Here is a 21,998-nt window from a genome sequence, read left to right on the forward strand (position 1 = left end):
GGGATACCCGGTTCGTGACCCAAATCACAATTTCGATCGGATTGCGCGACGAGGTTGCCAGTTCCGCGAGTTAGCGGATACCGTCTCAGGGTCCAGATAACGTTATGGTCACGATACGAGGACATTTCAGCTTGTCCCAGCACCGTTTAGCTCCTTCAACTGCTGAAACAGCAGGCGTGGTGAGGGTTGGGCGCGCCGCGGGCGGCCGGGGGATCGAGCCTCATCGCAACGAAGTGACCGAAATCCTCCCGCTCGATGGCTTTGACTTCGACGATCTGGAGTGGCGCGACGAGGTCAGCGAGCTCGGCGACCTCGACTACAGCAACGACTCCACCTTCGACAACGAAGCGCAGGTGTTGCTGGCCCCGGAGCTCGACGACCTGAATGAGGCCGACGACCCTGTCACGCTGTGGCTCGCCGCGCCGGCGACCGAGGTGCTCCCCCGCGTAGTCGTGACATCGGCGTCCGAGCGGCGGCTGGCTCGCGCGCACACCACCGACGTCGTAGGGGTGGCACGCCGCGGCGGCCAGCATCGCAAACAACCGACCAGCGCGGCCAGGGGTCGCCTGATGATCTCGGCGATGGCCGCCGGCGCGGCCGCCGCGGCGGCCCACACCGCCACCAGCCATGCCGACACCCCCAAGACCGAGGCCGTGCTGACCGCGAACGCATCGGCGCTCACCGGGGGGTCGGGCAACAACACCATCCGCGGCGCCCAGGTGGTCGCGCTCGAGCCGGCGGCTACCGCCGCGGTGCACAACCAGGAACTCGCCAAGGGCGTCGCGTTCGCCAACGACCGCGCCCAGCGTGAGGCCCGGTTGCAGCAGCCGCTCTACGTGATGCCGACGAAGGGCATCTTCACCTCCAACTTCGGTTACCGCTGGGGCGTGCTGCATGCCGGCATTGACCTGGCCAACTCGATCGGAACGCCGATCTACGCGGTGTCCGACGGCGTCGTCATCGACTCCGGGCCTGCCGCCGGCTACGGGGCGCTCGTCAAGCTGCGCCACGCCGATGGCACCGTGACGCTCTACGGCCACGTCAACACCACGCTGGTCAGCGTCGGGCAGCGCGTGATGGCCGGCGACCAGATCGCCACCATGGGCAACCGCGGTAACTCCACCGGCCCCCACCTGCATTTCGAGGTGCTGCAGGGTGGCACCGAACGAATCGACCCGGTCCCGTGGCTGGCTAAGCGGGGTCTCATGGTGGGTAACTACGCTGGTTGAGGTGAGCGAGCCGAACCAATCATCTCCCGGTCCGCAACCGCCCGAGTCCACGTCGCCGTCGGACTCCAAGACGCGGATCATCCGCCGTGCACCCACCGGACCGCTGCCGGTAGCGCCGGAATCCCCGACCACCCACATTCCGCCGCAGCCCCCGCCCTATCAGGGCGCTAGTCGCGCGGGCAACCGAGCGATCTACGGCGCGCCGGCCGACGGGCCAAGCGACCGGACGACCGTCGCCGCGTGCGCCGTCAGCATCATCAGCGGGTGGGCAACATCGGTGGTGGCCACCGACCTGATCGCCGGGTGGTGGCGATCCGACCGGTTGTTCTGTATCGCCGTCGCGTTCTTGGCCCTGGTATTCGCGGTCACCACCATTTCCGGCGTGATCGCGTTGCTGCAGCACCGGCCCGTCGGGCGCTACCTCATCGCGGTCGGCGCGGTGGTCGCCGTGCTGACTTATCTGGGTGTGTTCATCGCGGGCGCCCGGGTGGCGTGGATAGTGCACCTGCTGCCGCTGCTGCCGATCGCCAGCGTGGTGCTCGCGATGCACCCGCGAACCAAACGCTGGCTGGAGGCCTGACCGGCCCGACCGGGCCGCGGCCGCCGACCATCAGGCGACTCTGGCATCCGATATCACCCGCGGTATCACATTCCCGGACCGCTTCCTGGTCCCGGGGGCCATCCGCGGTCGGCCGGCGGCCGCAACGGTCAAAGCTTGCTGATCGGGGCGTGGTTGTGCATCAGCTTGACCCGTCCCGCGCTGCCGAAGTCGATGAGGGACATGGCGGATTCACCGACCCCGGAAACTTCCTCGACCCGTCCAAGCCCGTACTTGTCGTGCGTCACCCGGTCGCCCGGCTCGAGCACCAGCAGCGGGCGCTTGCCCGCGCCGGAGCGGGTCGGGGCCGCGCGCGGGGTACCGAACCGCCCGGCGCCGCTCACCGGCGCGCTGAACGAGGGGGCCGGCGCGGTGCGCCGCCACTCGATGAGTTCCTGCGGAATCTCGCGCAGGAAGCGGGATTCCGGGTTCAGCATGGGCTGGCCCCAGGAGGACCGCACGATGGCCCTGCTCACATACAGCCGCTGACGGGCGCGGGTGATGCCGACGTAAGCCAGCCGCCGCTCCTCGGACAGTTCGACCGGGTCGTCCAGCGCCCGCATGTGCGGGAACATCCCGTCCTCCCAGCCGGCGACGAACACCACGGGGAACTCCAGCCCCTTGGCCGTGTGCAGCGTCATCAAGGTGACCATGCCGGCGTCGTTCTCGGGTATCTCGTCACTGTCTGACACCAGCGAGACGCGTTCCAGGAATTCGGCGAGTACACCGGTTACCGGCACGTCTTCGTCGTCCGGGGCCTGCAGCGACTCGTCCAGCGCGGCGGCGTTGGCCCGGTCGGTGCTGAATTCGTGTGCCACGCTGACGAGTTCGTTGAGGTTGTCCAAGCGGGCCAGCTCCTGCGGGTCGGTGGAGGACTCCAACTCCCGCCGATAGCCGGTACGTTCGAGCACCGACTCGACCAGGTCACCGAGATCCTCGTCGAGGCGGCCCCTGAGCTCGTCGAGCAGCTCGACGAACCCGGCGATCGCCTTCTCCGCGCGTGAATTGAGCATCGGCACTTTGCCTTCGGCGGCGGCCACCAGCGCGTCGGCGAAACTTGCGCCGGTGTTCTCCGCGTACACCGCCACGCAGGCCTCGGCACGATCCCCGATGCCGCGGCGCGGGGTGTTGAGGATGCGGCGCATGCTCACCGCATCGCCGGGGTTGTCCAGCACCCGCAGGTAGGCGACGATGTCGCGGATCTCTTTGCGCTCGTAGAAGCGCACTCCCCCAACGACTTTGTAGGGGATGCCGGCGCGGATGAACACCTCTTCGAACGACCGCGACGAGTTGTTGGTGCGGTAGAACACCGCCACGTCGTTGTAGGTGATCTCACCCCGATCGGCGAGCGCGTCGATCTCCTCGGCCACGAACCTGGCCTCGTCGTGCTCGTTGTCCGCGACGTAGCCGACGATCAATTCGCCGGCGCCGGCGTCGGTCCACAGCCGCTTGTCCCGACGTCCGGAATTACGGGCGATCACCGAGTTGGCGGCCGACAGGATGTTCTGCGTCGAGCGGTAATTCTGTTCCAGGAGAATGGTTATCGCGTCCGGATAGTCGCGTTCGAAGTCCTCGATGTTGCGGATGGTCGCACCGCGGAACGCATAGATCGATTGATCGGCGTCACCGACCACGCACAATTCCGCCGGCGGCACGTCGTCGGGCGACTCCGCCGCGTCGTGACCGACCAGTTCCCGCACCAGCACGTACTGCGCGTGGTTGGTGTCCTGATACTCGTCGACCAGGACATGACGGAACCGCCGCCGGTAGTGCTGAGCGATCTGCGGGAAGGCCCGCAGCACCGCGACGGTCTCACCGATCAGGTCGTCGAAGTCCAGCGCGTTCGCCGCACGCAGTCGCCGCTGGTACTCGCCGTAGACGGAGGCCACGGTGCGGCTCAGGTCGTCGGAATCATCCGTCAGTTTGGCGACCGCCTCGGCGGGGTCGATCAGCTCGTTCTTCAGATTGGAGATCGCGTTGGCCAGCAGCCGAGGTGAGTAGCGCTTGATGTCGAGCCCCATGTCGCGCCCGATCATCTGCAGCAGGCGGCGGGAATCGTCGGCGTCATAGATCGAGAAGTTGGAGTTGAGCCCTTCGATCAACGACGCCTGGTTGCGCAGGATGCGCACGCAGGTCGAGTGGAAGGTGGACACCCACATGGCGCGGGCGCGGTTGCCCACCAGCCGTACCACGCGTTCGCGCATCTCGGCCGCGGCCTTGTTGGTGAAGGTGATGGCCAGAATTTGGCCCACCCCGACGCCGCGCGCCGCGATGAGATAGGCGATGCGGCGCGTCAGCACCGCGGTCTTGCCCGACCCCGCCCCCGCGACGATCAACAGCGGCGAGCCCTCGTGCACCACCGCCTTGCGCTGCTGCGGGTTGAGGCCTTCGAGCAGCTGATCTGCTTCGGAGGCCAGATTGGCATCGGTTGCGTACACACTCATGTTGGTCCAAACTTACCGCCGCCCACCGACGCAACGCGCCAAGGCGTCAGACCAGGCTAATGCCCGGACGGCGGCGTCGGCGGGCAGATCACGGCCGCAAGACACGGGTGTTTCGCAATCCAATGCTGGCCCGTTTCAAAATGCCGACCAATTACACCCGCGTCGAAAAAGCCGCATAATTGCGTCGGAGTTTGCGCCTTCGCCGAATCCGGCACGGTCTCCCGCAAAACTCAATTTCACCTCCCATTAAGGAATTCCACACCGGCAAGCCACCGCGGCACGTGCGTCGCCGCGATTGAAGGCCGCGCGCTCCCGGCCCACCGCGATGGCGCAATGGCCAGCTCACGAATGCCTTTTTGCGCCTGACCTGTTATTAGTGGCACACTCGTTTGGTGCTCAACGCGCAGTGCGATCGGCAGCCCCGCACCCCGAACTGCCGCCGATTTTTCTACGGGTACCGGTTAGCGGTCCCCGTGGTCTAGCTGCTTTCGTCAGAGCCCCGTGGTCCGCTTCCGGACCGGGGCTCGTCTCTTTGTGAGGCCCGAAACCGGATGAGACCACAACCCCCACATCCCGAGAATGCGGAGTTAGCAGAGATGAAGGTTGAGACGGTGGAAACCCCCGAGACCGCCGACCCCGAAGAGTTGAGCATCGACGAGTTGCGCCACGAGATCGACCGCTTGGACGCCGAGATCCTCGCCGCGGTGAAGCGGCGCACCGAGGTGTCCCGGGCGATCGGCAAGGTGCGGATGGCATCCGGCGGCACGCGGCTCGTCCACAGCCGCGAGATGAAGGTGATCGAGCGCTACAGCGAGCTCGGCCCCGACGGCAAGGACCTCGCGATCCTGCTGCTGAGGTTGGGCAGGGGCCGGCTCGGCCACTGAGCCCGCCCGCCGCGCCCGGTCCCCCGCAAGCGGGAGGTGCCCCCAGCGCCGCGCTTGCGACCGTCACACGAACCAATCGTGACGGCCCGCCGCGCCCGGCTACGCCGCGCTTGCGACCGTCACACGAACCAATCGTGACGGCCCGCCGCGCCCGGCTACGCCGCGCTTGCGACCGTCACTAGGGTCGGGGTATGACCCCCGTGCAAAGCCTCCCCGACATCACCGCCACCCCAGCGTGGGATGCCCTGCGCAGGCATCACGAACAGATCGGCGCGACGCATCTGCGTCAGTTGTTCGACGAGGATCCCGACCGCGGCCGCGAACTGACCGTCTCGGTCGGCGACCTCTACATCGACTACAGCAAACACCGCATCACGCGAGAGACGCTGCGGCTACTCATCGATCTCGCGCGCACGGCTAACCTCGAAGAGCGCCGCGACCAGATGTTCGCCGGCACGCACATCAACGTCTCGGAGGACCGGGCGGTGTTGCACACCGCGCTGCGGCTGCCCCGGGACGCCGAACTGATCGTCGACGGCCGCAACGTCGTAGAGGACGTGCACGCCGTGCTGGACCGGATGGGCGACTTCACCGACCGGTTACGCAGCGGTGAATGGACCGGGGCCACCGGGAAAAGAATCACCACGGTGGTCAACATCGGCATCGGCGGATCGGATCTGGGTCCGGTGATGGTCTACCAGGCGCTGCGCCATTACGCCGATGCCGGGATCTCCGCCCGCTTCGTCTCCAACGTCGACCCCGCCGACCTGATCGCCACCCTCGCCGACTTGGACCCCGCCACAACGCTTTTCATCGTCGCGTCGAAGACGTTCTCCACGCTGGAAACCCTGACCAACGCGACCGCGGCGCGCCGCTGGCTGACCGACGCGCTCGGCGATGCCGCGGTGGCCAAGCACTTCGTGGCCGTCTCCACCAACAAGCGGCTGGTCGACGACTTCGGCATCAACACCGACAACATGTTCGGCTTCTGGGATTGGGTCGGTGGACGGTACTCGGTCGACTCGGCGATCGGGCTGTCGGTGATGGCGGCCATCGGCAAGGAGGCCTTCGCCGATTTCTTGTCCGGATTCCACATCGTGGACCGGCATTTCAAGACCGCCCCGCTGGAATCCAACGCGCCGGCGCTCCTCGGGCTGATCGGGCTGTGGTACTCCAACTTCATGGGCGCCCAATCTCGCGCGGTGCTGCCCTATTCCAACGACTTGGCGCGATTCGCGGCGTATCTGCAACAGCTGACGATGGAATCCAACGGCAAGTCGACCCGCGCCGACGGCACTCCGGTGACCACCGACACCGGCGAAATCTTCTGGGGCGAGCCGGGAACCAACGGCCAGCATGCCTTCTACCAATTGCTGCATCAGGGCACCCGGCTGGTGCCGGCCGACTTCATCGGCTTCAGCCAGCCCCTCGACGACCTGCCCACGGTCGAGGGCACCGGCAGCATGCACGACCTGCTGATGAGCAACTTCTTCGCCCAGACCCAGGTGCTGGCGTTCGGCAAGAGCGCCGAGGAGATCGCCGCCGAAGGCACGCCGGCCGACATCGTGCCGCACAAGGTGATGCCCGGCAACCGGCCGTCGACCTCGATCCTGGCCGACCGGCTCACGCCGTCGGTGCTGGGCCAGCTGATCGCGCTCTACGAGCACCAGGTCTTCACCGAGGGCGTCGTCTGGGGCATCGACTCGTTCGACCAGTGGGGCGTGGAGCTGGGCAAAACGCAGGCCAAGGCGTTGCTGCCGGTGATCACGTCCGACAACTCGCCGGCGCCGCAGTCCGACAGCTCGACCGATGCGCTGGTGCGGCGTTACCGGACGGAACGCGGGAGGGTCGGCTAATCGGGCTCAACCGGTTCGACTCATGACGTCGGAGCCCAGCCGCCGCACGAAGGTGCGCAACCGGTCGACGGTCGCGGTCTCCGGGTCAGACAGGTGAAGCTGCAGCAGTTCGCGACCCGCAGCGTGCAGGATCCGCGCGGTGTATTCGGGATCGTGTACGTGCGGGTTGATGCGCAGCAGTTCGGTGACGAAAAACTTCAGCACCACGGCCTGAGATTGAGCCAGCCGGGCATACAACTCCGGCGGGGCGCCTTGCGGCGGGAACAAGAACAGCCGCCACGTCGCGGGATGGGCGTCCACCGCGGCCAGCACACCGTCGAACGCGACCATCAGCGATTGGTCAACGGCGACCGCATCCAATCCGGAGATCGCTTCGGCGAACTGGGCGCCGGCCCGGGCCGCCTCACGGTCGATGAGTGCGACGAACAGCCCGGCCGGGTCGCCGAACAGCTGATAGATCAACGACCGATTGATGCCGGCCGTCTCGGCGATGCGGTTCGGTGTTGCCGCGTGGAACCCCTCGGCGTCGACGATCGCGTGCGCGACGTCGAGGATCTGCCGGCGCCGGCCTTCGGCCGTCATGCGCCGCTTCGGGTTGCCCACAGTCACGCTTGACAGCATAACTAACGACTTGTGAGTATTGCTCACAGATTGTTAGTTAATGGGAGGCAGCGATGGTCACGTACTACCCCGAACTCGCGCGGCGGGTCCGCAGCCAGCGCGACCTGCTGCCCGACCTCTACGGAGATTTCGACTTCGACAGGCGACCGGATCGCCTGGCCACCGAGCCCGACGCCGACTCCGCCCTGCCCACCTGGATCGCCGACCGCGCACCGATTCTGGAAGACGACCGCGTCGTCGAGTTGATGAGCACGGCCACCCTGCTCGGCGACGTCGTCGCGGATCCCTATGCGGCCCTGATGAACTCGCACAGCGTCACGCACCTGATCGAGATGCTCAAGACGGCCTGCCGCGAGGGGATCGAGGCGGTGGCCGACGCGCCGCCCGAACTGGCGGCGTTCATCGCCGCCATGGAGGCCACCCCGGCATGGATCGACTTCGACCTGGTCCGGGAGGGCGCTCGCCAAGAACGCATCCCCGCGGCGCTGCTGGCTCCATTCATCACGCGCGGGGCCTTCATCGCGACTTTCACCAACACCTACGCCGCGCTGCCGATGGCGCTGACCGGTGCGCTCTCGGGCAAGCGGGCAGCGCGCCGCGTCAACGAGACTGCCAGCTTCTTCGCCGTCACCACACTGCCCGGCGCGCTGGACCGCTATGGCCCCGGCTTTGAAGCCGCCGCGATGGTTCGGCTGATGCACTCGATGGTCCGCTACAACGCCCTCAAGAGATCCGACAAGTGGGATACGGCCATCTACGGCATGCCGGTACCCCAGGTCGATCAGATGCCGGCCGGAATGATCGGCCAGTACCTGTTGGCCCGCAAGGCGCGCCAGCAGGGCCGCACGGAGTTCACCGCCGAAGAACGCGCCGTGGTCGAATTCGCCAGGTATCGCTGCTTTCTGCTCGGGTTGCCGGAGGAACTGCTGCCCGCTGAACCCGCCGACATCATCCATGTCATGCATGCCCGATCGGCACTGCTGCGCGACGGGTTCGACAGCATCTGCCAAGAACTCGTCCGCGGCACAATGGCGGCCTACCTGCGCCCCGGCACCTCCTTGTTCGACCGTTGCGCCGAGGCGGTCGAAAAGAGCTTCAGCAAGCTCACGTTCGTTCGCACCTTCTGCAACGGCGACCGGGAGATCGCCGAGGCCATGGGCGTCTCGATGGGGCCGACGGATCTGCTGCGCGTCGCCCTCACCGCGCCATTCATCATCGGGCGGTTCAACGTCGTGAGCCAGGCCAGCCGCATTCCCGTGCTCCGCGACATCACCGACGCCTATGTGATCGGGTTGCTCAAGCTGCGGCTAGCCACTTATGGCAAGCCCGAATTCACCACCGACGCAACTCATTACACGCCAGTCCCGCACTAGCTCAGGCGAACCACTTGGTGAGCGGGGGCGGCAGCACCCGCATCACCTGGACCAGCGGCGCCCACGGCCACCACGGCACCGCGGCCCGGCCGGACTCGCGCTCGATGGCCGCGACGAGCGCGTTGACGCCAGTCTCGTTGTCCACCATCAACATTGTGCTGTTCGACTTGGCCGTCATCTCCGACTCGATGTACCCGGGTTCGATGACCGACACCCTGATCGGGCCCTTGGCGTACTCGGCGCGCAGCGACTCACCCAGCGAGCTCAACCCCGCCTTGCTCGCGGCGTAGGCGGCCTTGACGCCGGGCACTCCCTTGTTGCCGAGCACCGATGAGATCAGCACCAGATGACCCGAACCGTTCTTGTTGAACATCTCCAGCGCGGTCTCGATCTGCACGAGCGCGGCCACCAGGTTGGTCTCGATGGTCGCCTTGTTGGCCCACAGCTTGCCCGAGCCGAGCTTGGCGCCCTTGCCGATGCCGGCGTTGACGATGACCCGGTCGATGCCGCCGAGCTCGTCACTCAGTTCGCCGAAGACCTTCGGCACCTGCTCGTGGTCGTTGACGTCCAGCGCGGCGACGGCGATCTTGATGCCGGGATACCGTTGCGACAGTTCGGCTTTCAGCTCGTCGAGCCGGTCGGTGCGTCGGGCGCACAACGCCAGGTCGCGGCCCTTGGCGGCGAAGGCACGCGCCATGCCGGCGCCCAGGCCGGAGCTGGCGCCCGTGATGAGGATCTTCTGACGAGTCACCCGGGCAGCATAGCGACCGCGGCCGTCGCCTACTTGAGCAGCCGCGACATCCGCCGGTCGGCCAGCACCTTGCCTCCGGTCTGGCACGTCGGACAGTACTGAAAAGACTTGTCGGCGAAGGAAACTTCCCGCACGGTGTCCCCGCACACCGGGCAGGGCAGCCCGGCGCGCGCATGCACCCGCAGCCCGGAACGCTTCTCACCCTTGAGCGTGGCCGCCCCCTGGCCCACGGATCGGCTCACCGCGTCCCGCAGGACGGACACCATCGCGTCGTGCAGGGTGGTGAGCTGCTCGTCGGTGAGCTTGCCCGCGGTGGCGAACGGCGAGATCTTGGCCACGTGCAGGATCTCGTCGCTGTAGGCGTTGCCGATGCCGGCGATCACTTTCTGGTCGGTGATGACCGTCTTGATCCGCCCGGTATTGCCGGCCAGCAGGCCCGCGAGATCGTCGGCGCTGAGCTCGAGCGCGTCGGGGCCGAGCGCGGCGATCCCGGGCACCAGTTGCGGATCGTCGACCAGCCACACGGCCAGCCGCTTCTGGGTGCCGGCCTCGGTGAGGTCGAAGCCCGGCGCGTCGCCGGGCGTGCCGAGGTGCACCCGCAGCGCGATCGGGCCCTTGCCCGGCCGCAGCGGCGCCGCGGCCAGCTTGTCCGACCAGCGCAGCCAGCCCGCCCGCGACAGGTGGGTGATCAGGAACAGCTCGCCCGCCTGCAGCCCGAGGTACTTGCCCCACCGCTGGGCCCCGGTCACGGGCCGGCCGTGCAGCGCGGTGGGTGGCGGGTCGAAGGTTTTCAGCACGGACAGCGCACCGACATCGACGCGACCGATCGTCAAGCCGACGGCATGGCGGCGTAGATGGTCGGCCAGCGCTTCGACCTCGGGCAGTTCGGGCACGCCCTTCAGTCTGCCGGTCTGAGCAAATAGGTGTCCATGATCCAGCCGTGCCGTGCCCGCGCCTCGGTCCGCAGCGCCGCGATACGCGGGCCGGTCTCGCCGACGGTGCCCGCCACCAGCAGCTCGTCGGCGGTGCCCAGGTAGGCGCCCCACCAGATCCGGGTGCGCGGCGGGCAGACCTGGAAGGAGCATTCGGCGTCGAGCATGACGACCGCCGACCCGGTCAGCCCGTGCGCGCGCAGCTTTCTGCCGGTGGTGATGAGGACCGGTTCCCCGACCTCGTTGAGCGGGATGCGGTGCCGGGCCGTCAGCGCCTGCACCGCGGTGATGCCGGGGATGACATCGAAGGTGAACTCGAGCTCGGCGGCTTCGGCCGTGATGGCATCCAGGATGCGCAGCGTGCTGTCGTACAGCGAAGGGTCGCCCCAGGCCAGGAAGGCCCCGACCCCGTCGGGGCCCAGCTCGTCGGCGATGGCCGCCGCCCAGACCCGCGCCCGCGCGGCATGCCAGTCGGCAACGGCCTCGCGGTAGTCGGCATCGGCCGATCGCTTGGGGTCGGGCAGCTCGACGAAGCGGTACCCCGGCTCGCGGATGAACCGGGCGCAGATCTGCCGTCGCAGCGCGACCAGGTCGCTTTTCGTCTCGCCCTTGTCCATCGCGAAGAACACGTCGGTGTCGTTCAGCGCGTCGATCGCCTGGACGGTCAGGTAGTCGGGATCACCGGCGCCGATGCCGATGACGTGGATATGCCGACTCACGACTGCCTCCCGATGCTCGTTGCCCGCCACACTGCCGAATCGCAACCGTCAACCCCTAGTCGGGTCCACAAGTACCCAGTACCATGGGTACCGTCTGCAGCTCCCAACGAAGGGACCCCGCGATGACCTCAGCTGTGAAGCCAGGTGGGCCGAGTCGTGAAGAGTTCTCCGAGCGCCTGCTCAGGGGCTCGGTGAAGAAGTCCTACGAACCGATCGTCGACATCGACTGGGACGCCCCGCTGGACCCCGACAAGTTCTACCTGCCACCGCGGCTGGTGTCGCTCTACGGGACGCCGATGTGGGACGAGCTGACCCGCGAACAACAAATCGAGCTATCCCGCCAGGAGCTGGTCAACACGCTCTCGGCCGGCATCTGGTTCGAGAACATGCTCAACCAGTCGCTGCTGCGCACGATCCTGCACGAAGACCCGACCAGCTCCTCGACCCATTACAAACTCACCGAACTCGGTGACGAGACCCGTCATATGGTGATGTTCGGCAAGGCCATCGAGCGCATCGGCGCAAAGCCGGTGCGGCCAAGGCTGTTTCACCGCATGATCATCAACGCGCTGCCGCTGGCGTTCCAGTGGGGCTCGATGTTGTGGGTGGCCGCGCTGATCGGTGAAGAGATCTTCGACTCGCTGCAGCGGCAGATGATGGACGACCCCGAGTTGCAGCCGATCATCCAGCGGCTCATGCGGATTCACGTCACCGAGGAAGCACGCCACATCCAGTTCGCCCGCGACGGTGCCCGCAAACGCGTCGCCGAGATGCCCCGGCTCAACCGCTGGTTCATGGCCAACATCAATGGGCTGGGCGGGTACTTCTTCAATTATCTGTTCAGCAACCCGATCCCGTATGCGCGCGCCGGTCTGGACCCGACGCGGGCGCGACGGATCGCGCGGACCAGCCCGCATCGCCGCGACATCCAGGTCGCCGGTTTCGCCCCGCTGGCGGCGTTCCTGACCGAGGTGGGCCTGCTGGGCCCCATCGCCCGCCGCGGCTGGAAGCGCAGCAGATTTCTGTGACGCGGCCGCGCGACCCCGCCGAGCCCCGCCACCCGATAGCCATCCTCGGCGCGCACCCCGGCGTCCAATCGGCGTTGCTGCGCGCCGGTGTCACCGATTTCATGGCCCTCGACGCGCCGGCCGCCGAGGTCCGGTCGAGGTTCGACGACAGGACCGACACCTGGCTGCTGACGACGCCCGGCGGCGAGGATGTGCGGGCGCGCGCCGTCATCGCCGGGGACCGGACGCCCTTCGTCCCTTGGCTGCCCGACATCGCGGGCCGCGACGACTTCCTCGGCGAGTCGTTTCACGCGGCCGAGTGGGTTCCCGGCTTCGATCCGTCCGGCAAGCGCATCGCGGTGGTGGGCACCGACGCCACCGCCGGCCACTACATCGGCCGGCTAAGCCAGGCGGCGACGTCGGTCACCGTCTTTCCCCTGTCCCCGCGCCGCGTGGTCACCGAGGTCCCGCTGTGGTCGACCCGGGTCCGACGCCGGCTGCGTCGCCGCATCCGGCCGACCGCCAAGCGCCCTTCGGTCAGCGTGGCCGAGTCGGCGATCGAGGCCGTGACCGCCTCGGGCATCCACACCCGCGACGGCGTCGATCACCCCGTCGATGCCATCGTCTACGGCACCGGGTTCTCGATCCCCGACGAGTTGGCCGATGACACGCTCATCGGCGCCGGCGGGCTGACCATCCGGCAGGCATGGCAGGACGGCATGGAGCCGTTCTACGGTGTGGCGGTTCGCGGCTTCCCCAATTACTTCTTCATCACCGGTCCGGACGCCGGCGCGCAGGCGCGCTACATCGCCGAATGCCTCCGGCTGATGGCGCGCACGGCCAGCAGCCGCATCGAGGTGCGCAGCAGCAGCCTGCGCGTCTTCAACGAGCGGGCGCAGCTGACACCCGAGCAGGCCCCTGCGGCGGCCTCCGCCTTTGACCTGTCGTCCGCCACGCCCGATCGCGACGACACCTATGACGGGGCGGCGACACTAGAAATCGCCGGCGCCGCCCATCCGGTGCGTGTCCGGCTGACCGGCCACCTCGACCCGATCGACGGCCACTACCACTGGCAGGGGACGGTGTTCGGTTCGCCGTCGCGGCCCTTGCCCGACGAGGTGCTCAGGCAAACGCGGTCCGCGACGTTGACGGTGGGCGGGCGCAGCGCCGCCGCGCGGATCGTCGAACAAACGCCGTGGGGGACGCACTCGGTCACCGGGGTGGGCGCCCCGCCGTACGCGCCCAACTGACCGGCCCGTTTGCCCTGCTCATCGTGCCGTTTTACGGTGCGTTTCCCGGGCGTTTGGGCGCCCCGAGAAAGTGGTAACCACGCGAGATGCGCGTGCTGCGCAGCGGATTCGAACAACATGTTCGGCGCGGTAGAGGCGGGGGCCTCGAACGGGTGGGGACGGGCACGCGACTCACTCCTATCGCGCCGGGTGCCGCGCGCGTCCGGTACACCACGCCCGCAGGCTGCGCTTTCCAATGGCGTGCGGGCCACTCGACCCGAATTAGACTTTTGCCGCTGAGGGCGGATACTCAAGCAGTTGGCCCGGCAGTAACTCGAGGAGCAGCGATGGAACCGGACGACAGGACCCAGCCGGCAAGCCGTATTGCGACGTCCCCGCCGTTTCTGATCCAGTCGCGTATCCGGTCGCCGCGACACCGTGGGCTGTCGACGGCGAAGGGGCCGCGGTGGTGAGCTCCGTAGCTGAATCACCGAGCACACTGGCCGTCGCGACGCGGACGGATCAATCGGTGGTCGTCCTGACGGTCGACGGTGCGCTCGACACCACCAACTCCGCCGCCCTGCGCGACCACATCTTGCAGGCCACGCTGGAAGGGCCCCCCGCGGTCATCGTCGACATCTCCGGCCTCAAGGTGCTAGCCGAATTGGCGTGGTCGACGTTCATCGGCGCACATTGGCAGATCCGCGACAATCCGAACGTTTCGGTCGTGCTGGTGTGCGCGCAGCGCGGCACACGTGAGGCGATCACCCGCAGCGGCGTCGCCTACTTCATGCCCGTGTACTCGACGGAGAAGGCGGCGAGGAAGGCGCTCAGCCAGCAGAGCCGGCGGGCCGTGCGTCGCGCCGGCGCACAGCTGCCCGCCGACCTGACCAGCCTGCGGGAATCACGCCGCCTGGTCCGTGAATGGCTCACCGCCTGGTCGCAGTCCACGCTCATCCCCGTCGCGTTGGTGGTGGTCAACGTGTTCGTCGAGAACGTGCTGGAGCACACCGCCAGCGTTCCGGTGGTGCGGATCGAGAGCCATGGCGCGACGGCGACCATCGCGGTGTCCGACAGCAGCCATGCCCCGGCCGTGCGGCTGCCATCGCCGGCCAACGGCATCGACGTCTCCGGCCTGGCGATCGTCGACGCGTTGTCACGCGCGTGGGGCAGCACTCCCACCTCGGCGGGAAAGACGGTGTGGGCGGTCATCGGTCCCGAAAACCAGCTCTGACGCCTTATTGTGCTGGGAACCCGGGCGCGGGTAGAACTAGAACACGTTCTAATCTCGTGTGACGACCCGTTTCCAGGAAGGCAGATGACGTGCGGTTCACCTACGCGGAGGCGATGACCGACCACCGGTACTACATCCCGCTGGCCCAGGCGGCCGAGGCCGCCGGCTACCACGCGATGACGATCGCCGACAGCATCGCCTACCCCTTCGAGTCGGACTCGAAATACCCCTACACGCCCGACGGGGATCGCGAGTTCCTGGATGGCAAGGAATTCATCGAAACCTTCGTGCTGACAGCGGCATTGGGCGCGGTGACGACGAAGCTGCACTTCAACTTCTTCGTCCTCAAGCTGCCCATCCGGCCGCCGGCGCTGGTGGCCAAGCAGATCGGTTCGCTGGCCGCGTTGACCAACAACCGGGTGGGCTTCGGCGTCGGCACCAGCCCGTGGCCGGAGGACTACGAACTGCTGGGCGTCCCGTTCGCCAAGCGCGGCAAGCGCATGGACGAGTGCATCGAAATCATCCAGGGGCTCACCAGCGGCGACTACTTCGAATTCCACGGCGAGTTCTATGACATCCCCAAGACCAAGATGACGCCGGCGCCCACCCAGCCCATCCCGGTCCTTATCGGCGGGCACGCCGACGCGGCGCTGCGCCGCGCGGCCCGGCTGGACGGCTGGATGCACGGCGGCGGCGACCCCGAAGAACTCGACGGGCTCATCGCCAAGCTCAAGCGGTATCGCGAGGAAGCCGGCAAGACCGGGCCGTTCCAGATTCACGTCATCTCGGCCGACGCCTACACCGTGGACGGCATCAGACGCCTCGAAGACAAGGGCGTCACCGACGCCATCGTCGGCTTCCGCATCCCCTACATCAAGGGCAAGGACACCGAGCCGCTGGAGAACAAGATCCGCAACCTCGAGATGTTCGCCGAGAACGTCATCGCGAAGGTCTAGCGGCGGTCGCAAGCGCGGCGAAGCCGGGCGCGGCGGGCCGCCGCCATCCGCCAGCGGCGGCGCACCGTCACAGCGGGTCCCACTTCGGCGCTCGCTTTTCCCGGTGCGCCTTGGCCGCCTCGGCCGGGTTGTTGGTGAAGCCGCTGAGGATCTGGGTGCGGTTCTCGATCTCGATGGCAAGCCGCAAACTGGGCGCATCCAATGCGGCGTTGAGGCCGATCTTGGTCTGCCAGACGCCGTAGGCGTTGTTCTCGGCGATCGAGCGGGCCACCTTCAGCGCGGCCGGCATCAGGTCGTCGGGAGCCACCACCTCGTGCACCAGCTTGATGCGGTAGGCCTCGGCCGCCTCGATGATGCGGCCGGTCAGCATGAGTTCGCGGGCCACTCCCGCGCCGACGATCTTGGGCAGCAGGTAGCTGGTGCCCATGTCCATCGACGAGAAGCCCGCCTTGATGAACGCCGAGGAGAACCGGGCACGATCGGAGGCGACCCGGACGTCGCAGACCAGCGCGAAGGCCAGCCCTCCCCCGACGGCCACGCCGTTGACCGCGGCGATCACCGGAATGGGCAGCTCGTAGATACGGGTGAACAGGTCCGCCAGGCGGACCTGGGAGTCGTAGTTGACCTTGAACGGCGGGGTGGACGGCCTGGGTTTGGTCCACGGCTCGCCGGTGCCGCTCAAGTCCGCCCCCGCGCAGAATCCGCGTCCGGCACCGGTCAGAATCGCGGCGCGGAACCCGCCGCCGCCCAGCGCATCCAAGGCATGGTCCACGCCGTCGATCAACGCCCCGTCGATGGCGTTGAGGCGCTCCGGCCGGTTCAGCGTGATGCGGGCGATGCCGTCTTCGACGGTTTCCAATTCCACTGCGGGCATGGCAGAAACCGTAGGCGATGCGGATGTTCACCGAGGGGGCATACGGTGGTTCGGCCGCCACATCGAAGGAGAAGCCATGGCACGAAGCGAAGGTGACAGCTGGGACCTGGCCAACAGCGTAGGCGCGACGGCCACCATGGTCGCCGCCGCCCGCGCCGCCGCGAGCAAGCGTCCGCAGCCGGTCATCACCGACGACTTCGCCGAACCGTTGGTGCGTGCCGTCGGACTGGACGTGTTCACCAGGCTCGCCAGCGGAGAACTCGATCCCGACGTCCTCGAGAGGGGCGTCGGCTTTCACCGGATGGTGGACACGTTCGCCGCCCGCGCCCGGTATTTCGACGACTATTTCGCCGCGGCCGGGCAGGCGGGGCTGCTCCAGGTCGTGATCGTGGCCTCCGGGCTGGATTCCCGCGCCTACCGGCTGCGCTGGCCGATCGGGACGACGGTCTACGAAATCGATCAGCCCGAGGTGATCGCGTTCAAGGCCGCAACGATGTCGGAGATCGGGGCGGCGCCTACCGCCAAGCTGCGCGACGTCGGGATCGATCTGCGCGAGGATTGGCCGGCGGCGCTTCAGGAGGCGGGCTTCGATCCGGCCCATCCCACCGCATGGCTCGCCGAGGGGGTGCTCATCGGATGGCTCCCGCCGGAGGCCGAGATCCGACTGCTGGACTCCATCATCCCCCTCTCCGCCGAGGGCAGCCGGTTCGCGGCCGACTACGGCACGGTGACCGGCACCTCGCCGGCGGCCCGGGAACAGGCCCGGCTGATGACCGAGGGCTGGCGACGGCAGGGACTCGAGATGGACCTGACCAGCTTGACGTATCCGGGCGAGCACACCGACGTCGCCGCGCATCTGCACGCGAACGGCTGGGAAACCACCGAATCCCGGCTCGCCGACCTGTTCGCCGCCGCCGGGCTGCCGGAGTTGGAGCCGACGGCGTTGCAGGTGCCGTCCACCACGATCAAATTCGTTCGGGCGGTGCGCCTTTAGGCACGCTTGGCCAGCCACTCGGCCTGCATCACCAGCAGTGCCATGACCTCCAACTGCGGGGTCTCGCGGTCGAGTTCGCGGTACCGCTGATAGACGTTGACGACGACGCGCTCGGCGTCCAGCCAGGACGCGTACTCGCCGAGATCGATGGTGTCGGCCGCCTCCGACCACGTCAGCCCGCGGCGATAGGCGGCCTCGGCTTGTTCCGAGACGTGGGCGAGATATCCACGCACGGCACGGATTCCGTCGGGGTCGCTCACGGGGCCATGTCCGGGCACCACCGTCGGCGCGTCGAGCGCGATCATCGCATCGCACGCGGCGATCCAGTTGGCGATCGGGCCGGCCCACACGATCGGGGTGCAGCCGATGAACAGCAGGTCGCCGCCGAACAATACCCCGGCATCGGGCACGTGCACCACCGAATCCGCGGCGGTGTGCGCGGGACCCAGGTTCAGCAGGTCGACGCGCCGCCCGCCCACCTCGATGGTCAGCTCGCGGTCGAACGTCTGATCGGCGTTGCGCACCGTGATGCCGCTGAAGTCGAAGTGCCCGAAGCGGTCTCGGGTGTAGGGGGTCGCGACCGGCCCGAGGTTCGCGGTCTGCGCCATCGCCAGCATCTCGGGCGCCATCCCGTGCGCGATCTCGTCGGCCGTGCCCCGCGCCGCGATGATCCGCACCGAGGGGGCGAGCAGCTGGTTGCCGTGGGTGTGGTCGCCGTTGGAGTGGGTGATCAGCGCGTCGGTGATGGGTGCCGACGAGGTGACGTCGCGCATGGCGGTGAGCATCTCGCGGGTCAGCGCCAGGTCGAACAGGGTGTCGACGAGCAGGGATGCCCCATCGCCGGCGACCAGCCCGGCGTTGCTCCAGCCGTAACCGCCGTCCGGCAACGTCCACGCCCACACCCGGTCGGCGACCACGTGCAGGCCGCGAGTGTAGGGCACCTTGGCGGGTGCCCGGTTGACCCGCTGTGGGGCGGGCACGGCGTCCGGATTGGGCCGAACGGCCAACGGGTGGGGTGCGGGACTGGCGCGCACGGTTTGTCTGGTCTCCCCGAGCCCCTGGACCTGGAGCGTGACGACGTCGCCGTCGTGCAGCCAGCCCGGGAACGAGTCCAGCGCCGTCGGATCCAGGTGCTCGACCAGTGTGCAGGTGGGCACGGTGCCCGAGCCGATGACGTCGCCGGGGGCGAGCGTCACGCCGCGCGAGGCGTAGGAGATGACTTCGCCGAAGGTCCAATCCATTTGGGCGGTCGACCCCGACCCGATCACGGCGTCGTTGACCAGGGCGGTTACCCGCAGGTCCAGCCTGCCGTCGCGCCGGTAGGGCTCGAGTTCGTCGGGCGTCACCAGGAACGGGCCCAACGTGACGCCACTGTCCTTGCCCTTGCCCTGCCCGATCCCCAGCTGGCTCTCCAGTTGCTGCAGGTCGCGGGCGGACCAGTCGTTGAAGATGGTGTAGCCGATGATGGCCCGCTCGGCCTCGTCCACCGTCAGGTCCCGCCCGCCCGTTCCAATGATCGCCGCAATCTCCAATTCGAAGTCCTGCCACGCACTTCCGGGTGCGGTCGGGGCGTCGTCGTAGGGTCCCAAAACCGTTGCCGGGCAGGCGAAGTAAAAGGCCGGTATGCGGTACCACGTGTCGGCGAGTGTCCGGCCCGCGCCCACCGCGGCCTGGCAGTTGCGCATGTGGTCCAGAAAGCACAGCGAGTCGCGGATGGACGGCGGGCGCGGGATCGGCGCCAGAAGCCGCACCGCATCCAGGGGCACCGTCGCCGCCGGCGCACGCAGCGCCTCCTCACCGGCCGCGCGCAACCCGTCGGCGCCGCGACCGATCAGGGCGAGCAGCGTCACGCCGGCGGCCAACGCGTGGATGGCGTCACCGGAGAGCACCCCGGTGCGTTCACCCTCGGCGTCACGATAGGTCACCCATTTCATTCGCGTACCACCTCACTCGGTTCCTTGTCCGGCCGCAGCCCGCGCCAACTCGATTGGCGCAACCGGTCATCCGGTGTCCACTCGCTGTAGCGCACCTCGCCCACCAGCACCGGCCGGACGTACGTCACCCCCCTGGCCTCACCGCGGGGAAGCGGCGGGGTGAAGGGCGATTGGTCGGTGTGCAGCGGCGCCAACGTCTTCTTCAGGTTCGACAGGTCACGCTCAGTGAACCCGGTACCGACCCGCCCGGCGAAGCGCAGGCCACCGTCGGTGGGGATGCCCATGAGCAGCGAGCCGATGCCGCTGCTGCGTCCGCCCTCCCCGGCCTTCCAGCCACCGATGACGACTTCCTGGGTGTTCCAATGCTTGTCCTTGATCCAGGACGCCGAGCGCCGGCCCGGCTGATAGGTGGAGTCGCGTCTCTTGGCGACCACACCCTCCCAGCCGTGCTTGGCGGAGTGCTCCAGCGCCTGTTTCCCGTCGCCGGGCAGCAACTCGGGGACGATGAGGTCGCTGCCGCCGCCCAGCGTTTCCAACAGCTTTCGGCGATCTTGGTAGCGCGCCCGCAGCAGCGAACGGCCGTCGAGATACAGCAGGTCGAACGCCCAGAACTCCACGCGGCTGCCGCGGCCACGGTTCTGCATCGCGTGAAAGCTCGGCACACCGGAGGGGTCCAGCACGACCGCCTCGCCGTCGAGCACCACGTGATGGTCGGCGAGATCGGCTGCCAGCGGGCGCAATTGGGGGTATTCGCCGGTGACCTCCCGGCCACGCCGGGACCGGACCCGCAAGTCTCCGTGGTCGATCTCGACCAGCAGCCGGTAGCCGTCCCATTTGCCTTCGAAGGCCCATTGGCCGGCCTTGCACGCCGCGACCGAGCCGTGGGTGGCGAGCATGGGTGCTATCCCGTCGAAATCGAAGACCTTCTGATCTTTCATCCGGTGCGCCAACCACTGGTCGCCCTTGGTTTGGATCAGCGCATAGCGCCCGGAAACCTTGCTGCCGTGCAGGTTGACGATGACCTCGTCGTCGCGGAACTTCTCCGCCTCATACGTTCCGGAATCCCAGACGATCACCTTCCCGGCCCCGTACTCCCCTCTGGGGATGTTGCCCTCGAACGTCGCGTATTCCAGCGGATGATCCTCGGTGTGGACCGCCAGGTGGTTCACCGATGTGGTTTCGGGCAGATTCTTCGGCACCGCCCACGACACCAGCACGCCGTCGCGCTCCAGCCGGAAGTCGTAGTGCAGCCGCCGCGCGTGATGTTCCTGGATCACGAACGAATTGCCCTGCCCCGTGGTCGGTTTCGTTCGCGGCACGGGCTCCGGGGTTTTCGACGCGTCGCGCATGCTGCGGTACTTGGTCAGCGGGTCCGGGACCGCGACGTCCCTGTCCAGGGCCGCCAGCAGATCGCCGTCGCGCGCCACCCGGGCCAGCACCTCGTCGTAACGCAGTTGGCGCAGTGACGCCGGGTTCCCGATCTCCTCCCAGGTGCGTGGCGCCGCGACCGTCGGGTGTTCGCGCCCGCGCAGGGAATACGGCGCGATCGTCGTTTTGGATCCGTTGTTCTGGCTCCAGTCGAGAAAAATCTTTCCCGCCCGCAGGCTGCGGGTCATGGTGGACGTGACCAGGTTGGGCATCGACTTTTCCAGTTGCTGGGCAACCCGTTTCGCCAACACCGTCGCACCCTTGCTGCTCACCGGCTCAGCCAGCGGCGCGTAGAGGTGCAGGCCCTTGCTGCCGCTGGTGAGCGGGAACAGGGTCAGCCCGATCCCGTCGATGAGGTCGCGGACGGCGTGGGCCACCTCGGCCAGCTGCGCCATGCTCACGCCCTCACCGGGATCAAGGTCGAACACCAATCGAGTCGCCGGGCCGGGCTTCAACTCTTCGGCATTGCGTCGAGTCCACTGGGCGACGAACCGCCACTGCGGCACGTGCACTTCCAGCGCGGCCTGCTGCGCGATCCAGGCCAGCGCCTCGGAGCTGTCGATGATCGGATACGTCGTCGTTCCGGACCGGTGCGTGACACTGGCGCGCGGCAACCAGTCCGGCGCCGAGCCGGCCAGCTGCTTCTCGAAGAAGGCATCCTGCTCGACACCGTTGGGCCAGCGCTTCCGGGTGGCCGGGCGGCCCGCGATGTGCGGGATCATCACCTCGGCGATCTGGGTGTAATAGTCGAAGACGTCCCGCTTCGTGGTCCCGGTGGCCGGGTACAGCACCTTGTCGGCGTTGGTCAGCCGCACCCTGGGGCCCGCCGTCGTGCTCATAGTCTCAACGTACGTCGTCGGTCGCCAGGCTTCGATGCGGTCACGACCTGCGGCGCAACGGCCCCGCGTCCTGTTAGCCGGCGAACAGTATGGGCA

General features: G+C 67.8%; 18 protein-coding genes and 1 pseudogene. 10 read left to right on the plus strand and 9 right to left on the minus strand.

Annotated elements, in window-relative coordinates; all coding sequences use genetic code 11:
• Window positions 1-179 precede the first annotated feature (179 nt).
• Together G6N51_RS14035 and G6N51_RS14040 are read left to right on the plus strand one after the other, a co-directional pair.
• A complete protein-coding gene (locus tag G6N51_RS14035) occupies window positions 180-1,229 on the plus strand; it encodes a M23 family metallopeptidase (protein WP_083167612.1) in 1,050 nt (349 codons plus the stop codon).
• Window position 1,230: 1 nt separating this feature from the next.
• Window positions 1,231-1,809, plus strand: coding sequence for a hypothetical protein (locus G6N51_RS14040; RefSeq protein WP_232078379.1), 579 nt, complete (start codon window positions 1,231-1,233; stop codon window positions 1,807-1,809).
• Window positions 1,810-1,937: 128 nt separating this feature from the next.
• Here G6N51_RS14040 and pcrA read toward each other — a convergent pair whose 3' ends face one another.
• Window positions 1,938-4,271 (minus strand): DNA helicase PcrA, encoded by a 2,334-nt coding sequence (gene pcrA, locus G6N51_RS14045; RefSeq protein WP_083166993.1) that lies wholly within the window; start codon window positions 4,269-4,271, stop codon window positions 1,938-1,940.
• Window positions 4,272-4,822: 551 nt separating this feature from the next.
• On the opposite strand from pcrA, the gene G6N51_RS14050 reads away from it, so the two are divergent.
• Together G6N51_RS14050 and pgi are read left to right on the plus strand one after the other, a co-directional pair.
• Complete coding sequence (locus G6N51_RS14050) at window positions 4,823-5,155, plus strand: chorismate mutase (protein ID WP_083166998.1); 333 nt, start codon at window positions 4,823-4,825, stop codon at window positions 5,153-5,155.
• A 191-nt stretch (window positions 5,156-5,346) separates the two neighbouring features.
• Window positions 5,347-7,011, plus strand: coding sequence for a glucose-6-phosphate isomerase (gene pgi / locus G6N51_RS14055; protein WP_083167002.1), 1,665 nt, complete (start codon window positions 5,347-5,349; stop codon window positions 7,009-7,011).
• A 6-nt stretch (window positions 7,012-7,017) separates the two neighbouring features.
• Here pgi and G6N51_RS14060 read toward each other — a convergent pair whose 3' ends face one another.
• Complete coding sequence (locus G6N51_RS14060; protein ID WP_167528613.1) at window positions 7,018-7,593, minus strand: TetR/AcrR family transcriptional regulator; 576 nt, start codon at window positions 7,591-7,593, stop codon at window positions 7,018-7,020.
• 92 nt (window positions 7,594-7,685) lie between these two features.
• Here G6N51_RS14060 and G6N51_RS14065 point away from each other — a divergent pair, with 92 nt between their 5' ends.
• Entirely contained in the window at window positions 7,686-9,005 is a 1,320-nt protein-coding gene (locus tag G6N51_RS14065) for an oxygenase MpaB family protein (protein WP_083167011.1), read from the plus strand.
• A gap of 1 nt (window position 9,006) precedes the next feature.
• Here G6N51_RS14065 and G6N51_RS14070 read toward each other — a convergent pair whose 3' ends face one another.
• The 4 genes and pseudogenes from G6N51_RS14070 to cobF form a co-directional block, all read right to left on the minus strand.
• Window positions 9,007-9,756 (minus strand): SDR family oxidoreductase, encoded by a 750-nt coding sequence (locus tag G6N51_RS14070; RefSeq protein ID WP_083167016.1) that lies wholly within the window; start codon window positions 9,754-9,756, stop codon window positions 9,007-9,009.
• A 29-nt stretch (window positions 9,757-9,785) separates the two neighbouring features.
• Window positions 9,786-10,256 carry a zinc finger domain-containing protein gene (locus G6N51_RS29220; protein ID WP_232078555.1) on the minus strand — a complete coding sequence of 157 codons (471 nt, stop codon included), beginning with the start codon at window positions 10,254-10,256 and terminating at the stop codon, window positions 9,786-9,788.
• A 150-nt stretch (window positions 10,257-10,406) separates the two neighbouring features.
• A pseudogene (locus G6N51_RS29225) lies at window positions 10,407-10,649 on the minus strand (DNA-formamidopyrimidine glycosylase family protein); the annotation flags it as partial.
• Between the two features lie 5 nt (window positions 10,650-10,654).
• On the minus strand, window positions 10,655-11,407 hold the full coding sequence (gene cobF, locus G6N51_RS14080) for a precorrin-6A synthase (deacetylating) (RefSeq protein WP_083167620.1): 753 nt from the start codon (window positions 11,405-11,407) through the stop codon (window positions 10,655-10,657).
• A 122-nt stretch (window positions 11,408-11,529) separates the two neighbouring features.
• On the opposite strand from cobF, the gene G6N51_RS14085 reads away from it, so the two are divergent.
• The 4 genes from G6N51_RS14085 (at window position 11,530) to G6N51_RS14100 (ending at window position 15,833) form a co-directional block, all read left to right on the plus strand.
• Complete coding sequence (locus tag G6N51_RS14085) at window positions 11,530-12,435, plus strand: AurF N-oxygenase family protein (protein ID WP_083167025.1); 906 nt, start codon at window positions 11,530-11,532, stop codon at window positions 12,433-12,435.
• Window positions 12,432-13,664: a DUF4873 domain-containing protein gene (locus tag G6N51_RS14090; RefSeq protein WP_232078380.1), complete on the plus strand. Its 1,233-nt coding sequence runs from the start codon at window positions 12,432-12,434 to the stop codon at window positions 13,662-13,664. The genes G6N51_RS14085 and G6N51_RS14090 overlap by 4 nt, the downstream gene beginning before the upstream one ends.
• A gap of 448 nt (window positions 13,665-14,112) precedes the next feature.
• Window positions 14,113-14,877: an STAS domain-containing protein gene (locus tag G6N51_RS14095; protein WP_083167627.1), complete on the plus strand. Its 765-nt coding sequence runs from the start codon at window positions 14,113-14,115 to the stop codon at window positions 14,875-14,877.
• A gap of 89 nt (window positions 14,878-14,966) precedes the next feature.
• Window positions 14,967-15,833, plus strand: a complete 867-nt coding sequence (locus tag G6N51_RS14100; RefSeq protein WP_083167030.1) for an LLM class flavin-dependent oxidoreductase — start codon at window positions 14,967-14,969, stop codon at window positions 15,831-15,833.
• Window positions 15,834-15,900: 67 nt separating this feature from the next.
• On the opposite strand, the gene G6N51_RS14105 is transcribed toward G6N51_RS14100, so the two are convergent.
• On the minus strand, window positions 15,901-16,707 hold the full coding sequence (locus G6N51_RS14105; protein ID WP_083167035.1) for an enoyl-CoA hydratase/isomerase family protein: 807 nt from the start codon (window positions 16,705-16,707) through the stop codon (window positions 15,901-15,903).
• 76 nt (window positions 16,708-16,783) lie between these two features.
• Between G6N51_RS14105 and G6N51_RS14110 the strand changes: the two genes are divergently transcribed.
• Complete coding sequence (locus G6N51_RS14110) at window positions 16,784-17,701, plus strand: SAM-dependent methyltransferase (RefSeq protein ID WP_083167040.1); 918 nt, start codon at window positions 16,784-16,786, stop codon at window positions 17,699-17,701.
• Here G6N51_RS14110 and G6N51_RS14115 read toward each other — a convergent pair.
• Together G6N51_RS14115 and G6N51_RS14120 are read right to left on the minus strand one after the other, a co-directional pair.
• Window positions 17,698-19,635: a fumarylacetoacetate hydrolase family protein gene (locus G6N51_RS14115; RefSeq protein ID WP_083167044.1), complete on the minus strand. Its 1,938-nt coding sequence runs from the start codon at window positions 19,633-19,635 to the stop codon at window positions 17,698-17,700. The genes G6N51_RS14110 and G6N51_RS14115 overlap by 4 nt on opposite strands.
• The gene (locus tag G6N51_RS14120; protein WP_083167048.1) at window positions 19,632-21,902 is read right to left on the minus strand and encodes an ATP-dependent DNA ligase; all 2,271 of its coding nucleotides are present in this window, start codon (window positions 21,900-21,902) and stop codon (window positions 19,632-19,634) included. The genes G6N51_RS14115 and G6N51_RS14120 overlap by 4 nt, the downstream gene beginning before the upstream one ends.
• Window positions 21,903-21,998 lie beyond the last annotated feature (96 nt).

This window comes from Mycobacterium paraseoulense (genome assembly GCF_010731655.1).
GTDB classification, from domain to species: Bacteria; Actinomycetota; Actinomycetes; order Mycobacteriales; family Mycobacteriaceae; genus Mycobacterium; species Mycobacterium paraseoulense.

Excerpts from the sequence above, each read along its gene's own strand:
- pcrA (WP_083166993.1), bottom strand. The coding sequence starts at position 4,271 with ATGAGTGTGTACGCAACCGATGCCAATCTGGCCTCCGAAGCAGATCAG.
- G6N51_RS14050 (WP_083166998.1), top strand. The coding sequence starts at position 4,823 with ATGAGACCACAACCCCCACATCCCGAGAATGCGGAGTTAGCAGAGATG.
- pgi (WP_083167002.1), top strand. The coding sequence starts at position 5,347 with ATGACCCCCGTGCAAAGCCTCCCCGACATCACCGCCACCCCAGCGTGG.
- G6N51_RS14060 (WP_167528613.1), bottom strand. The coding sequence starts at position 7,593 with ATGACGGCCGAAGGCCGGCGCCGGCAGATCCTCGACGTCGCGCACGCG.
- G6N51_RS14065 (WP_083167011.1), top strand. The coding sequence starts at position 7,686 with ATGGTCACGTACTACCCCGAACTCGCGCGGCGGGTCCGCAGCCAGCGC.
- G6N51_RS14085 (WP_083167025.1), top strand. The coding sequence starts at position 11,530 with ATGACCTCAGCTGTGAAGCCAGGTGGGCCGAGTCGTGAAGAGTTCTCC.
- G6N51_RS14105 (WP_083167035.1), bottom strand. The coding sequence starts at position 16,707 with ATGCCCGCAGTGGAATTGGAAACCGTCGAAGACGGCATCGCCCGCATC.
- G6N51_RS14110 (WP_083167040.1), top strand. The coding sequence starts at position 16,784 with ATGGCACGAAGCGAAGGTGACAGCTGGGACCTGGCCAACAGCGTAGGC.
- G6N51_RS14115 (WP_083167044.1), bottom strand. The coding sequence starts at position 19,635 with ATGAAATGGGTGACCTATCGTGACGCCGAGGGTGAACGCACCGGGGTG.
- G6N51_RS14120 (WP_083167048.1), bottom strand. The coding sequence starts at position 21,902 with ATGAGCACGACGGCGGGCCCCAGGGTGCGGCTGACCAACGCCGACAAG.